This is a genomic window from Caenispirillum bisanense, assembly GCF_039523075.1.
Classification (GTDB): Bacteria; Pseudomonadota; Alphaproteobacteria; order Rhodospirillales; family Rhodospirillaceae; genus Caenispirillum; species Caenispirillum bisanense.
On sequence record NZ_BAAAEP010000036.1, the window covers coordinates 34,823 to 48,497 of the forward strand.

Annotated in this window: 10 protein-coding genes; 3 read left to right on the top strand and 7 right to left on the bottom strand. The window is 70.9% G+C overall.

What is annotated here, in order from left to right; all coding sequences use genetic code 11:
* Nucleotides 1–147: 147 nt before the first annotated feature.
* The 6 genes from ABD056_RS15540 to ABD056_RS15565 form a co-directional block, all read right to left on the bottom strand.
* Nucleotides 148–576, bottom strand: a complete 429-nt coding sequence (locus ABD056_RS15540; protein ID WP_343868068.1) for a universal stress protein — start codon at nt 574–576, stop codon at nt 148–150.
* Between the two features lie 44 nt (nt 577–620).
* Nucleotides 621–3,296: a TRAP transporter permease gene (locus tag ABD056_RS15545; protein ID WP_343868070.1), complete on the bottom strand. Its 2,676-nt coding sequence runs from the start codon at nt 3,294–3,296 to the stop codon at nt 621–623.
* A 144-nt stretch (nt 3,297–3,440) separates the two neighbouring features.
* Entirely contained in the window at nt 3,441–4,421 is a 981-nt protein-coding gene (locus tag ABD056_RS15550; RefSeq protein WP_343868072.1) for a TAXI family TRAP transporter solute-binding subunit, read from the bottom strand.
* 255 nt (nt 4,422–4,676) lie between these two features.
* Complete coding sequence (locus ABD056_RS15555; protein WP_343868074.1) at nt 4,677–5,516, bottom strand: beta-keto acid cleavage family enzyme; 840 nt, start codon at nt 5,514–5,516, stop codon at nt 4,677–4,679.
* On the bottom strand, nt 5,513–6,850 hold the full coding sequence (locus ABD056_RS15560; protein WP_343868076.1) for an aspartate aminotransferase family protein: 1,338 nt from the start codon (nt 6,848–6,850) through the stop codon (nt 5,513–5,515). The genes ABD056_RS15555 and ABD056_RS15560 overlap by 4 nt, the downstream gene beginning before the upstream one ends.
* The gene (locus ABD056_RS15565) at nt 6,847–7,785 is read right to left on the bottom strand and encodes a MurR/RpiR family transcriptional regulator (protein ID WP_343868078.1); all 939 of its coding nucleotides are present in this window, start codon (nt 7,783–7,785) and stop codon (nt 6,847–6,849) included. The genes ABD056_RS15560 and ABD056_RS15565 overlap by 4 nt, the downstream gene beginning before the upstream one ends.
* 204 nt (nt 7,786–7,989) lie before the next feature.
* Here ABD056_RS15565 and ABD056_RS15570 point away from each other — a divergent pair, with 204 nt between their 5' ends.
* The gene (locus tag ABD056_RS15570; RefSeq protein WP_343868080.1) at nt 7,990–8,505 is read left to right on the top strand and encodes an adenine phosphoribosyltransferase; all 516 of its coding nucleotides are present in this window, start codon (nt 7,990–7,992) and stop codon (nt 8,503–8,505) included.
* A 75-nt stretch (nt 8,506–8,580) separates the two neighbouring features.
* On the top strand, nt 8,581–11,529 hold the full coding sequence (locus ABD056_RS15575; protein WP_343868082.1) for a PAS-domain containing protein: 2,949 nt from the start codon (nt 8,581–8,583) through the stop codon (nt 11,527–11,529).
* Nucleotides 11,530–11,537: 8 nt separating this feature from the next.
* Here ABD056_RS15575 and ABD056_RS15580 read toward each other — a convergent pair whose 3' ends face one another.
* Nucleotides 11,538–11,723: a hypothetical protein gene (locus ABD056_RS15580; RefSeq protein WP_343868084.1), complete on the bottom strand. Its 186-nt coding sequence runs from the start codon at nt 11,721–11,723 to the stop codon at nt 11,538–11,540.
* A gap of 217 nt (nt 11,724–11,940) precedes the next feature.
* Here ABD056_RS15580 and ABD056_RS15585 point away from each other — a divergent pair.
* Nucleotides 11,941–13,675: type I secretion system permease/ATPase (locus ABD056_RS15585; protein WP_343868086.1), on the top strand; the 1,735-nt coding region annotated here is incomplete at its 3' end.

Sequence of the window (13,675 nt, forward strand, 5' to 3'; positions counted from 1 at the left end):
TTGCCGTCCCTGTACGTGATGGCATTCGCAGCCGCCCGGACGCCCCGACGGCGCACCCTGACGGTCCCTGAACACTCTTTGTATACGGGTATGTGGCCTGCGGCAATGACGGCCGTCACTGGTCGGCGCGATCACCGGCAAGCACCGTCACTCACGCACCACCAGCACGCTCACCTCGGCGTGACGCACCACCCGCGCGGCGTTGGGACCGAGCAGGTAGTCCTTCAGCTCCGGCCGGTGGGCGCCGATGACGATGAGGTCGGCATGGACCTTTTCCGACATGCGCAGCACCGTCTCGTAGACGTTGCCCTCGCCGACGATGTGCTGGACCTTCATGCCGTCGGGCAGATGGGGGCGGATCTCGGTGCGCAGGCGCTCCATCAGCTTGGCGCCCATCTCCTTCTCGTAGCCCTTGGGGAAGAACTGCCCCACCATGCTCATGCCGAAGCTCGGCAGCACGGTCATGACGTGCAGGGTGCCGCCGGAAAAGCCGTTCAGCTCCGCCGCCGTCTTCAGGGTGGTGCGCAGGTCGCTGGGGTCGTCGAGGTCGATGGCGACCAGGATGTTGCGGTACATGGCGCGGTCTCTCCTCTTGCGCGCGGACGGCGGCGGCGATGGGGTCAGGCGGCGGCCCCGGCGGTGCGGGCGGCATCGGCGCGGCGGCGACGCAACTGCAGCGTCACCAGCCCCGCCAGCACGATCAGCGCCGGGATGTACATGAGTTCCTTGGGCGGCACCTCGGCGCGCAGCTGCACGCCCTGGATCTCGAAGTCGAAGTCGACGCCCGCCTGCTCCGCCGGACCGCCGAAGGCCAGCAGGTCGACGTAAAGGCGCCCCTCTTCCTCGCGCACCGCGGTGATGCCGGCGTTGGACAGACGCTCTTCGAAGCTGCCGGCGGCGCCGAGCGGCAGCACCACCGTGCGCTCCACCTCGCGGCCCTCGATGGTGGTGCCGGCGACGCGGAACGGCAAGCTGCCGCCGGGCCGCTGCTGCTCCACCACCTGGGCCATGCGCTCCGGCCCCACCCACTCGGTCGGCGGATAGATCTTGTCCATCCAGTAGCCGGGGCGGAACAGGGTGAAGGCCACCAGCAGCAGCACCGCCGTCTCCCACAGCCGGTTGCGGGTGAAGAACCACCCTTGCGTCGCGGCGGCGAAGCAGAACATGGCGATGACGCCGATGATGAACACCATGGCGGCATGCTGGAAGGTGTTGACGTTGATGAGCAGCAGGTCGGTGTTGAAGATGAACAGGAACGGCAGGATGGCGGTGCGGATGTCGTAGGTGAAGCCCTGGATACCGGTCTTGATCGGGTCCGACTTGGCGATGGCGGCGGCGGCGAAGGCGGCCAGCCCCACCGGCGGCGTGTCGTCGGCCAGGATGCCGAAGTAGAACACGAACATATGGACGGCGATCAGCGGCACCACCAACCCGGCCTCGGCGCCGAGCGTCACGATCACCGGCGCCATCAGGGTGGAAACGACGATGTAGTTCGCCGTGGTCGGCAGGCCCATGCCCAGCAGCAGGCTGATGAGGGCGGTGAACAGCAGCATCAGCATGAGGTTGCCGCCGGAGATGAACTCCACGAACTCGGTCATGACGAGGCCGATGCCGGTCAGGGTGACGGTGCCGACGACGATGCCGGCAGCGGCGGTGGCGACGCCGATGCCGATCATGTTGCGGGCGCCCATGACCAGACCGTCGAACAGTTCCCGCGCGCCGGTGCGCAGTTCCGCCCCGACGTCGCCGGCCCGCCGCAGCATGGCCTTGATCGGCCGCTGGGTGAGGGCGATGAAGACCATGAAGCAGGCGGCCCAGAAGGCGGCCAGGCCCGGCGACATGCGCTCCACCATCAGGCACCACACCAGCACCACCACCGGCAGCAGGTAATAGAGCCCGGCCCGCACCGTCGGCCCGACCGGCGGGCATTCGGTGATGTCGGGGCTGTCGCTCAGCTCCGGCACGGTGGTGGAGACCCACAGCAGCCCGACGTAGGAGGCCACCAGCAGCACCCCGGCCACCCAGATGGTGGCATCGCCGAAGGCGCCGCGCATCCAGCCGAGGCCGTAGTAGACCAGCGCCGACAGGATGACGAGGCCGAAGAAGGTCAGCACCGCCGACAGCAGCGCCCGCTGCCACGGCGCCCGGTGCGGCCGCGGCAGGCCCTTCAGGCCGGCCTTTTCCGCCTCCAGATGCACGATGTAGACCAGCGCGATGTAGGAGATGAGCGCCGGCAGGATGGCGTGCTTCATCACCTCGATGTAGCTGATGCCCACGTACTCCACCATCAGGAAGGCGGCGGCGCCCATGATGGGCGGGGTCAGCTGGCCGTTGGTGGACGACGCCACCTCGACGGCGCCGGCCTTCTCGGGCGGGAAGCCGACGCGCTTCATCAGCGGGATGGTGAAGGTGCCGGTGGTGACCACGTTGGCGATGGATGAGCCGGAAATGAGGCCCGTCATGGCCGACGACACCACCGCCGCCTTGGCCGGCCCGCCCTTGAAGTGGCCGAGCATGGCGAAGGCGACGCGGATGAACCAGTTGCCCGCCCCTGCCCGCTCCAGCAGCGAGCCGAACAGCACGAACAGGAACACCATGCTGGTGGAGACGCCGAGGGCGACGCCGAACACGCCTTCCGTCGTCAGCCAGAAATGCGACGCCGCCTTGTTGAGCGATGCGCCCTGGTGGGCGATCACGTCGGGCATGTAGGGGCCGCCGAAGGTGTAGATGAGGAACACCGCCGCCACCACCATCAGCGGCGGGCCAAGGGCGCGGCGGGTGGCCTCCAGCAGCAGCACCATGCCGATCACCGACACCACCAGGTCGGTGGTGGTCGGCAGGCCGGGCCGTCGCGACAGTTCCACCGCATAGATCCACAGATAGGCGGAACAGGCCGCCCCCACCGCCGCCATGATCCAGTCGGCCACCGGCACCCGGTTGCGCGGGCTGCCCTTGAGGGCGGGATAGGCGGTGAAGGCCAGGAAGATGGCGAAGGCCAGGTGGATGGCGCGGGCCTCGGTGGTGTTCAGCACCAGCCCCATCACGAAGGGCAGCGGCGAGGCATACCACAGCTGGAACAGCGACCACGCCAGCGCCACCCCCACCAGCAGCCCGCCGGCCCAGCCGGGCGGATTGCGCGAGCCGGTCTCCACCTCGGCCACGAAGTCCTGGTAGGTCTCGTCCTCGGGCGTCGGGGTGGGCGGCGGATTGCCGGCCGGCGCGGCCATGTCGGCTTCACGCGGCGGCGCGCCGGCCGGCTTGTGGGCGGGAGTGTCGTCGTCGCGGCGATCGGCCATGGGCGGTTCCCCGGTCGGTGGCGGGTGAAATGTGTCCCCGTCGTCGGGACAGCGGGCGGGCACGCCGGCTGTCCGGGCAGCGGAGGATGGCGTCGGAAACGGCGGCGGCGGGACCGTTGCCGGCCCCGCCGATCCCTTGCCGGCTCAGTTCAGCAGGCCGGCTTCGCGGAAGTAGCGCTCGGCGCCCGGGTGCAGCGGCGCCGCCAGGCCGTCGCTGACCATGGCTTCCTTCTCCAGCTCGCCGAAGGCCGGATGCAGCTTCTTGAAGTCGTCCAGGTTCTCGAACACCGCCTTGACCATGGCATAGACCACGTCGTCGGGGGCGCGGGTGGAGGTGACGATGGTCGCCTTGGGGCCGAGGGTCACCACGTCCTCGTCGGTGCCCTGGTAGGTGCCGCCGGGAATGGTGGTGAAGGCATAGGACGGGAACTTCTCGATGAAGGCATCGGCCCAGTCGCCCTGCATGGGCACCAGACGGGCGGCGCAGGCGGTGGTGGCTTCCTTCACCGATCCGTTAGGCACGCCGGCCGTGTAGGCGATGGCATCGACGCGGTTGTCGCACAGGGCCTGGGCCTGCTCGGCCGGGCGCAGTTCGGCGGCCAGCGACAGGTCGTTCATGCTCCAGCCGAGTTCGGCCATGACCAGTTCCACCGTCGCCCGCTGGCCGGAGCCCGGATTGCCGACGTTGAAGCGCTTGCCCTTCAGGTCTTCGAACCTGGCGACGCCGGAGTCGGCGCGGGCGACGATGTGCAGCGGCTCGCCATGCAGCGAGAACACCGAGCGCAGATCCTGGAACGGCTCGGAGAAGTCGCCCTCGCCGTCATAGGCGCGGCCCTGGACGTCGGACTGCACGACGCCGAAGTCCAGCTCGCCCTGCTTGATGGCGTTGATGTTGTAGACCGACCCGCCGGTGGATTCGACCGAGCAGCGGATGCCGTGATCCTGCCGGCCCATGTTCATCAGGCGGCAGATGGCGCCGCCGGTGGGATAGTAGACGCCGGTCACGCCGCCGGTGCCGATGGTGATGAACTGCTGGTTCTGGGCCGCAGCCGGGGTCGCCCCCGACAGGGCGGCGATGCCGGCCGCCACCGCGGCGACGATGGTAAGGGCGCCAAACGTCTTCATATCCAAGCTCCCTGAGACTGTTGATCGGGCCGGCCGGCGGCGGCACCACCGGCGGGCAGGAGCAAGCGCGCGCAGCGACGGCAGCGGCTCGCGGCGGCCGCGCGGGATGCGGCCGCAAGCACCGGGGCAGGCCCGGCGGCGGAGCGGCCATCAGCGACCACTCCGCACCGATTGTTCCACCATCCTAGCGCCTTGCGCCGAACGGTCCAATCAAATATCCGACCAGGAAGAGGTATTATTCCCTTTCGATCAGCGTCATCGGCATTCGCTGAACAGGGCGCGGGCCTGATCCGCCTTGGCCGGGCGGCGGCCGAACAGCCGGCCGCCCTGGGCCACCTGCGCGACCAGATCGGCGTTGTCGGCAGCCAGCGATCCGTCGGCGCGGTGCAGGTTGTTCTCGAACCCGACGCGGGCATGGCCGCCGAAGCCGGCGGCGGTGAGCACGCAGGCGGCCTCGCGCCGGCCGAAGGCGCAGACGCTCCACAGGCCGTCGCGGGCGGTATCCCAGCGTTCAACGAAGGGGAGAACATCGCGTGGGTCTGATTCCTGGTTGCGTGTGTAGCGACCAAGAACGAACAGCACGTTCATCCGGTTGCCGGGTACGATGCCGCGGCGACACAGATCGCGCAGGCGATCCACGTCCTCGCCGGAATAGAGGATGTACTGCACGAAGCATTCCGCCGCATACAGCTCCTCCAGGAAGGCGGCGGCGGCGCTTTCGTGGTCGGCGTCGGGGATGAGTTCGCGCACCGCCAGCGACACCGCCTCCGGCCGCACCGCCCGCACCACCGCCATCTGCTCCGGCGCCGTGTAGCGGCCGACCGCCTCGGTGGTGATCTGCAGGATAAGGTCGTCGCCGACTGTCGACCGCACCGCCGCCATGGCCTCGCAGTAGAGGTCGGCATCCAGGATATGGCCGCCGTGGGCGTCGCGCACATGCAGGTGCAGCATGCAGGCGCCGGCATCGCGCCAGCGGGCGGCGCCTTCCGCCATTTCGGCGGCGGTGAGCGGCACCGCCGGATGGTCGGCCTTCACCTTGCGGGCGCCGTTGGGGGCGACGCAGATCACCAGCGGATCGGGTTCGGGGCTGGTCATGATGGGGCGATCTCCGCAAACACCGCGTCGACGGCGGCGGCAAGCTTGTCCACCAGTTCCGCCGCCTGGGCCGGGGTGAGGATGAAGGGCGGCGCCAGCAGGGCGTGGTCGCCGCTGCGGCCGTCGATGGTGCCGCCCATGGGGTAGATCATCAGGCCGCGCTGCAGCGCCGCCGCCTTCAGCCGCGCGTGCAGGCGGCGGGCGGGGTCGAAAGGCTGCTTGCTCGCCCGGTCGGCGACGAACTCCAGCGCCAGGAACAGGCCGCGGCCGCGGATGTCGCCGACGTGGGGATGATCGCCGAAGCGGTCGAGGAGGGCGGCGCGCAGGGCGGCGCCGGTATCGCGCACCTGCTGCAGCAGGCCGGGCTCGGCCAGCCGCCGCTGCACCGCCAGGGCGGCGGCGCAGGCGGTCGGGTGGCCCATGTAGGTGTGGCCGTGCTGGAAGAAACCGCTGCCGCTGCGGAAGGCCTCGTACAGCCGGTCGTGCACCATGACGGCGCCGATGGGCTGATAGCCGGCCCCCAGACCCTTGGCGATGGTCACCACGTCGGGAACGATGCCTTCCTGCTCGTAGGCGAACAGGGTGCCGGTGCGGCCCATGCCGCACATCACCTCGTCCAGGATCAGCAGCACGCCGTACTTGTCGCAGACCTCGCGGATGCGGCGGAAGTAGCCGGGCACCGGCGGCAGCGCCCCGGCGGTGGCGCCCACCACCGGCTCGGCCATGAAGGCGGCCACCGTCTCGGGGCCGAGGCGCAGGATTTCCGCCTCCAGCTCGTGGGCCAGCCGCTCGCCGTACTGTTCCGGCGTCTCGCCGTCGCGGCGGTCGCGGTACTCGTAGCAGGGCGAGACGTGGCTGACCTCGATCAGCATGGGCTCGAACTGGGCTCGCCGCCACTGGTTGCCGCCGGCCGCGAGGGCGCCGAGGGTATTGCCGTGGTAGCTCTGCCGGCGGGCGATGAGGCGCGACCGCGACGGCTGGCCGATCTCCAGGAAATACTGGCGCGCCATCTTCAGCGCCGCCTCCACCGCCTCCGACCCGCCGGAGACGAAGTAGACGTGATCGAGCGGGCCGGGCGCCGCCTGCGCCAGCACCGCCGCCAGATCCTCCAGCGGCTGATTGGTGAAGAAGCCGGTGTGGGCGAACGGCAGCCGGTTGACCTGCGCCACCACGGCGTCGATCACCGTGCGGTCGGAATGGCCGAGGCACGACACCGCGGCGCCGCCGCTGGCATCCAGATATCGCCGGCCCTCGGCGTCGATGATGTAGCAGCCCTCCCCCTGCACGGCGACCGGATAGTCGGCGGCAAGGTGGCGATGAAACACGTGGGTCATGGCGTCTTCCGTCGGCGTCGGGGTTCCTGCCAGTAGGCGTTGAAGCGCGCGAGCTGTTCCTCGGCGCTGCTGATGGCATCCAGGGCTTCCTCGCCGCCATGGGCGACCACCGCCGCCACCAGCACCTGCACCACCGACATGGCCGGCACGATGGAGGAGAAGAAGCTCGGGCTCGCCGTTTCCACCGCCAGCACATGGCGGGCCCGCAGGGCGATGGGCGACACCACGCTGTCGGTGACGGCGATCAGGGTGGCGCCGGCATCGGCCGCCACCTCCGCCGCCAGCACCGTGTCGCGGGCATAGGGGCGGAAGCTGAAGCACAGCAGCACGTCCTGCGGCCCGATGCCGCGCAGGCCGTCGAACACCGTGCCGGCGGTGCCATGCACCAGCACCGCGTTGCTGTGCGCCATGCCGTAGGCATAGTGGAAGTAGTGGGCCAGCGAGAACATGCTGCGCAGGCCGAGGACGTAGACGCAGCGGGCGTTCACCAGCGTCTCGCGGCAGGCGGCGAGCGTCGCCACCCGGTCGTCGTCCTGGGCCATCTGGGTGAGTGCGGCGGCATCCACCTCCAGCATCTCGCGCACCAGGCCGAGGGTGCCGGCCTCGCCGCGGGCCTGCAGGTTGCGGGCACGGGCGACATAGGCGCCCTCGCCGCCGCGCAGCCAGCAGCGATAGGGCTCGCGCATGGTCTCGAAACCATCGAAGCCGAGGGCGCGGGCCAGCCGCACCATGGTCGAGGGCTTCACCCCGGCGTGCTGCGCCAGCCGCCGCATGGAGGTGAGCGCCACTTCCTCCGGGTGGGCCAGCACGTAACGGCCGGCTTGCTTGAGCTGGGGGCTCAGTTCTTCGTACAGGCTCTGGATTCGTTCCTGCACCCGCGCGACGTCGACATCCTGCAGGCTGTCTGCGACGGCCGCTTCCTCGGCGATGGCCATGATTGCGTGACCTTGTTTTTCCTCCGCTGGAAAAGACGTTAGGCCCATGAGCACGGCACCGCAACATTTGATTCAGCAACCGGCTTAAGCGCATCATTTTCACCGCTGCCGACCGGCTGCGACGAGTGTTTGACCCCATGACGGTTCGGAGTAGGATGCGGTCAGCCAAATGAATCACTCGCTGCAGGAGAGGCCCGCGCCGCGATGGACATCCGCGACCACATTCGCCAGATCCCTGATTTCCCGAAGCCCGGGATCAACTTTTACGACATCTCCACGCTGCTGGCGCACCCCGATGCCTGGCAGGTCAGCATGGGGCGGCTGGCGAAGAAGGTTTCGGCCTGGCAACCCGACGTGCTGGCGGGCGTCGAATCGCGCGGCTTCCTGGTGGCGGCGCCGCTGGCGCTGAAGCTCGGCCTCGGCTTCGTCATGGTGCGCAAGCCGCGCAAGCTGCCGGGCGCGGTCATGCGCCATGAGTACTCGCTCGAATACGGCACCGACACGGTGGAGATCCAGGCCGATGCGGTGCAGCCCGGTCAGCGGGTGGTGGTGCTCGACGACCTGCTGGCCACCGGCGGCACCGCCCAGGCGGCGGTGAACCTGTTCCGTCAGGCGGGGGCGGAGGTGGTCGGCGTCGCCGCCATCATCGAGCTGTCGTTCCTGAACGGGCGGCAGCGGCTGGACGTGCCGTTCGACGCCCTCATCACCTACGACGAATAAGACCACGCTCCCTTCACCCTGCGGAGGCGGCGCCCCCTGGCCCGCCTCCGGTCCGCACCCCAGGACCGCCGCCCCATGAGCATGAGCATCCCCCTCGATACGGCGACTCTGGGCGCGGTCCTCGGCTCGGCGGTGCTTGCCTTCGCCATGCTGCTGGCCCAGGCGCTGCCGCAGGCGCCGCGGGCGCTGACGTGGTGGGCGGCGGCCTTCTCGGCGCAGACGGCCGCCTTCGGCTCGCTGCTGCTGGCGCCGGTGGCGGGCGATGCCCTGCTGGTGTGGATGGCGGAGGCGTTGCAGGCCGGCAGCGGCCTGCTGATCGTCGCCGGCGTGTGGCGCTTCCTCGGCGGCACCATCGACCGCCGGGCGGTGGTCGCCGGCGTGGTGGCGGCCCTGCTGTGGCCGGCCGCCTCGGTCGGCCTGCACGGCGAGGAACCGCTGAGCGAGCCGGTGCTGTTCGGCCTGCTGGGGGTGCCGCAGGTGGTGGCCGGCGTCGCCTTCCTGCTCGCCCGCGACGGCCGGCGCGAGGTCGCCCATCGGGTGGCCGGCATCCTGTTCATCGTCAGCGGCATGCACGGGCTGGCGGCGCCGGTGCTGCAGGACTGGGAAAGCCTGCTGCCGTGGCTCTATGTCTCCCACCAGGTGCTGTCGATCCTGCTGGCGGTGGCCCTGCTGGTGGTTGTGCTGCGCCGGCTGCAGACCCTGGCGGAGGCGGAAACCGCCCGCGCCAACCGCACCCAGGCGCAGTTCCTCGACGCCGTGGAAAGCATCAACGACGCCTTCAGCCTGTTCGACGCCTCCGACCGGCTGGTGCTGTCCAACCGCCGCTACCGCGAGACCATGGCCCGCTTCGGCATCACCGTGGTGCCCGGCATGACCTTCCAGGAGCTGGTGGAACGCTCCGCCGACAGCGGCATGATCAGCGACAGCCTGGGCCGCCGCGACGCCTGGATCGCCGAACGCCTGCGCGCCCATGCCGCCGCCGGCGGCCAGATGGAACAGCGGCTGGCCGACGGGTCGGTGGTCATGCTGCGGGAATACGTCACCAGCGAGGGCGGCCGCGTCTCCGTCCGCTCCGACATCACCGAAAGCAAGCGCGCCGAACAGGCCCTGCAGGACAGCCAGGAACGCTTCAAGGATCTGGCCGAGGCCGCCTCCGACTGGTTCTGGGAGACCGACGGCGACCTGCGCTTCACCTTCGTCAGCCCGCGCGTGCGGTCGGTGATGGGGGTGGAGGTGACCCACTTCCTCGGCCGCACCTTGCTCGACCTCGCCGACGCCGCCCCCGACGCCGCCGCCACCCGCCGCCGGCTGGAGCGCCTGCACGACCGTCAGCCGTTCCGCGACCTCGACCTCGCCCAGACCCTGCCCGACGGCCGCGTCAAGCACCTGCGCATCAGCGGCCGGCCGGTGTCGGACAAGCTCGGCCGCTTCCTCGGCTTCCGCGGCACCGCCACCGACGTCAGCGCCGAGGTGGATGCCCGCGCCGCCGCCCAGTGGGCGCAGCACCAGCTGATGGACGCCATCAACTGCATCTCCGACGGCTTCGCCCTGTGGGGGCCGGACGACCGGCTGGTGCTGTTCAACGAGAACTACCGCATCCTGTTCGGCCCCGCCGCCGCCAAGGTGCGGCCGGGCATGAGCTTCGACGAGCTGCTGGCCCTCCAGCTGGAATCGGGCAACGTGCCGCTCGCCCCCAGCGACCGCGACACCTGGATCGCCGCCCGGCGGGAGAACCACGGCCGCGGCTCCAGCGGCATGGAGATGATGCTGCGCGACGGCCGCTGGCTGCTGGTATCGGAACACCGCACGCCGGACGGCTATGTCGCCAGCGTCTATACCGACGCCACCGTGCTGAAGCGCCGCGAGCAGGAGGTGGCGCAGCAGGGCGCCCGCCTCGGCACCATCCTCGACAACATGCCGCAGGGCATCGCCGTGTTCGACGCCGAGACCCGGCTGGTCGACCACAACCGCCTGTTCCGCCGCATGCTCGGGCTGCCGCTGGACCTCGCCCGCCCCGGCGCCGCCTATGCCGACATCATCCGCCACCTGGCCGAAACCGGCACCTTCGGCGCCTGCGACATCGACGGCTGTGTGGCCGAGAAGGTGGAGGCGCTGCGCCTGCTGTCGCGCGACCGGGCGGAATGGACCATGCCCGACGGCACCGTGCTGGAGGTGCGCCGCGCCGCCATGCCCGACGGCGGGGCGCTGACCACCTACATCGACATCACCAGCCGCAAGCGCAACGAGATCATCCTGCGCGAGGCCAAGGAGGCGGCGGAACGCGGCAACCGCGCCAAGGCGGCCTTCCTCGCCAACGTCAGCCACGAGCTGCGCACGCCGCTCAATGCCATCATCGGCTTCTCGGAGGCCATCTCCAGCGAGCTGTTCGGGCCCATCGCCAACCCGACCTACAAGGAATACATCAAGGACATCTTCGACAGCGGCACCCACCTGCTGAACCTGATCAACGACATCCTCGACATGTCGAAGGCGGAGGCGGGGCGCATCGACCTGGACGAGGAGCCGGTGGACATCGCCGCCGCCATCGACCAGAGCGTCCGCATGGTGCGCAAGCGGGCCGAGGGGGCGCGCGTCGCCCTGCAGGTGGAGGTGCCGGAGGCGCTGCCGCTGCTGCGCGGCGACGAACGGCGCATCAAGCAGATCCTGCTCAACCTGATGTCCAACGCCATCAAGTTCACCGACATCGGTGGCCGGGTGGAAGTGTCGGCCGAACTGCGGCCCGACGGACGCCTTGCCCTGCGGGTGGCCGACACCGGCATCGGCATGACCGCCGAAGACCTCGACAAGGCCATGGAGCCGTTCGGGCAGGTGGACAGCCGCCTCGCCCGCCGCTACGAGGGCACCGGCCTCGGCCTGCCGCTGACCAAGGCGCTGGTGGTGCAGCACGGCGGCGACCTGGAGGCGGAAAGCGCCCCCGGCGTCGGCACCGCCATCACCGCCCTGTTCCCCGCCGACCGCGTCCTGCACGCCGCCCTGCCGGCGGAAACCCTGCCGGCCCGCTGACCCACCCGTCAGAAATGGCCGAGGAAGGCCACCGCGATGGCGGCGACGGTCATGATGCCGACCAGGAACCAGCCGCGCAGGTGGTTGGTCCTTTCGTCGGTGCGGCCGGCGCGGAAGCCCGACAGCCCCCAGATGGCGGCCGAGGCGACGGCGAACAGGATGCCGAACTTGATGGCGTAGAGCATGAAATCCATGGCGCTCACCCTACACCCGCCGCCGCGCGCGGGAAAGCCGCCTCGCCGCCCGGATCGTTCGGCCAGGGCGACCGCCTTCGGGCCGGCGGCCGGGCCGCATAGGGGCTAAGCCGCCGTGCCGAATTGATCCGCCGCCGTGTCCTCTGGCTTGCTGGTGGGGTGGCGGCGGTTCGCATGGGGCGACATCCGCCGCCGCACAGGCAGCGGAGGATCAGGGGTGACTGCAGCAGCAAGGCGGGGCGCGACCGCCGCCACGGCGGCGCCGGAAACGGCGGCGGCCGGACGGCGGATGCTGACCGCCCTGGCGGCGGTGCTGGCGTTCAGCTTCGTCATCGGCCTGCTGATGTTCGTCGGCCCGCTCTACATGCTGCAGGTCTACGACCGCGTGCTGTCCAGCCGCAGCCTGCCGACGCTGGTGCTCATCACCGCCGTCGCCGTGGCGGCGCTGGCGGTGATGGCGGTGGTCGATGCCCTGCGCAGCCGCATCCTGGTACGCGCCGCCGCCCGTCTGGATGCCGACCTGGCGCCGCGGCTGTTCGATGCCGTGCTGCGGGCCCGCCTGCAGCGCCCGGACGGCAACCACGGCCAGGCCCTGCGCGACCTCGACACGGTGCGCGAGACGGTGGCCGGGCAGGCGCTGGCGGTGCTGTGCGACCTGCCGTGGGCGCCGCTGTTCATCCTGGTGTGCTTCCTCATCCATCCGTGGCTCGGGGTGGCCGCCGTCATCGCCGCCGGGCTGAGCGTGCTGATGGCGGTGGTGAACGCCTATGCCACCCGCCGCCCGCAGGCCGCCGGCACCCGCAGCACCATCCTGGCCGCCGCCCAGGCGAGCGACACCGCCCGCGCCGCCGAAGTGGTGGGCGCCATGGGCATGCAGGGCGCCGTGCGCGGCCGCTGCGGCCGCGCCGACGATGCCGCCGTCGGCTGGCAGGGCCAGGGCCTCGACCGCGCCGCCGTGACCACGGCGGCGTCCAAGTCGCTGCGCATGATGCAGCAGGTGGTGGCGCTCGGCACCGGCGGCTGGCTGGCCCTGGAAGGCGAGATCAGCCCCGGCATGATGATCGCCGCCTCCATCATCATGGGCCGCGCCCTGGCGCCGGTGGATGCCCTGGTGGGCAACTGGCGCGGCCTGGTCGCCGCCCGCGCCGCCTGGGACCGCATGGACGAGCTGCTGCGGCTGGTGCCGGCGGAACGGCCACGCATGCCCCTGCCCGCCCCGCGCGGCGATGTGGTGGTCAGCGGCCTGACGGTGGTGCCGCCGGGCGGCAGCGCCGCCGCCTTGCGCAGCGTCGGCCTCAGCATCCCCGCCAGCGAACTGCTGGGCGTCGTCGGCCCCTCTGCCGCCGGCAAGTCGAGCCTCGCCCGCGCCCTGGTCGGGGTGTGGCCGGCGGTGCAGGGATCGGTGCGGCTGGACGGCCACGAGCTGTCAGCGTGGCAGCCGGAGGTGCTCGGCCGCTCCATCGGCTACCTGCCGCAGGACGTGGAGCTGATGGACGGCACGGTGGCGGAGGTCATCGCCCGCGGCGGCCCGGTGGAGGCCGGGGCGGTGCTGGAAGCGGCCGCCGCCGCCGGCGTCCATGCCATGATCCAGGCCCTGCCGCAGGGCTACGACACCATCGTCGGCCGCGACGGCCATGCCCTGTCCGGCGGCCAGCGGCAGCGGCTGGCACTGGCCCGCGCCCTTTACGGCCGCCCGGCGCTGCTGGTGCTGGACGAGCCCAACTCCAACCTGGATGCCGAGGGCGAGGTGGCGCTGGTGAAGGCCCTGCAGGGCGTGCGCAAGGACGGCCGCACCGCCGTCATCATCACCCACCGCACCAGCATCCTGTCGGCCGTCGACCGCATCCTGGTGCTGCGCAACGGCCAGGTGGAGGCGCTGGGCGCCCGCAACGAGGTGCTGGCCGCCCTCATGCCGCGCGACGCCCCGCCGCCGCCGCCGGCCGCACCGGGGG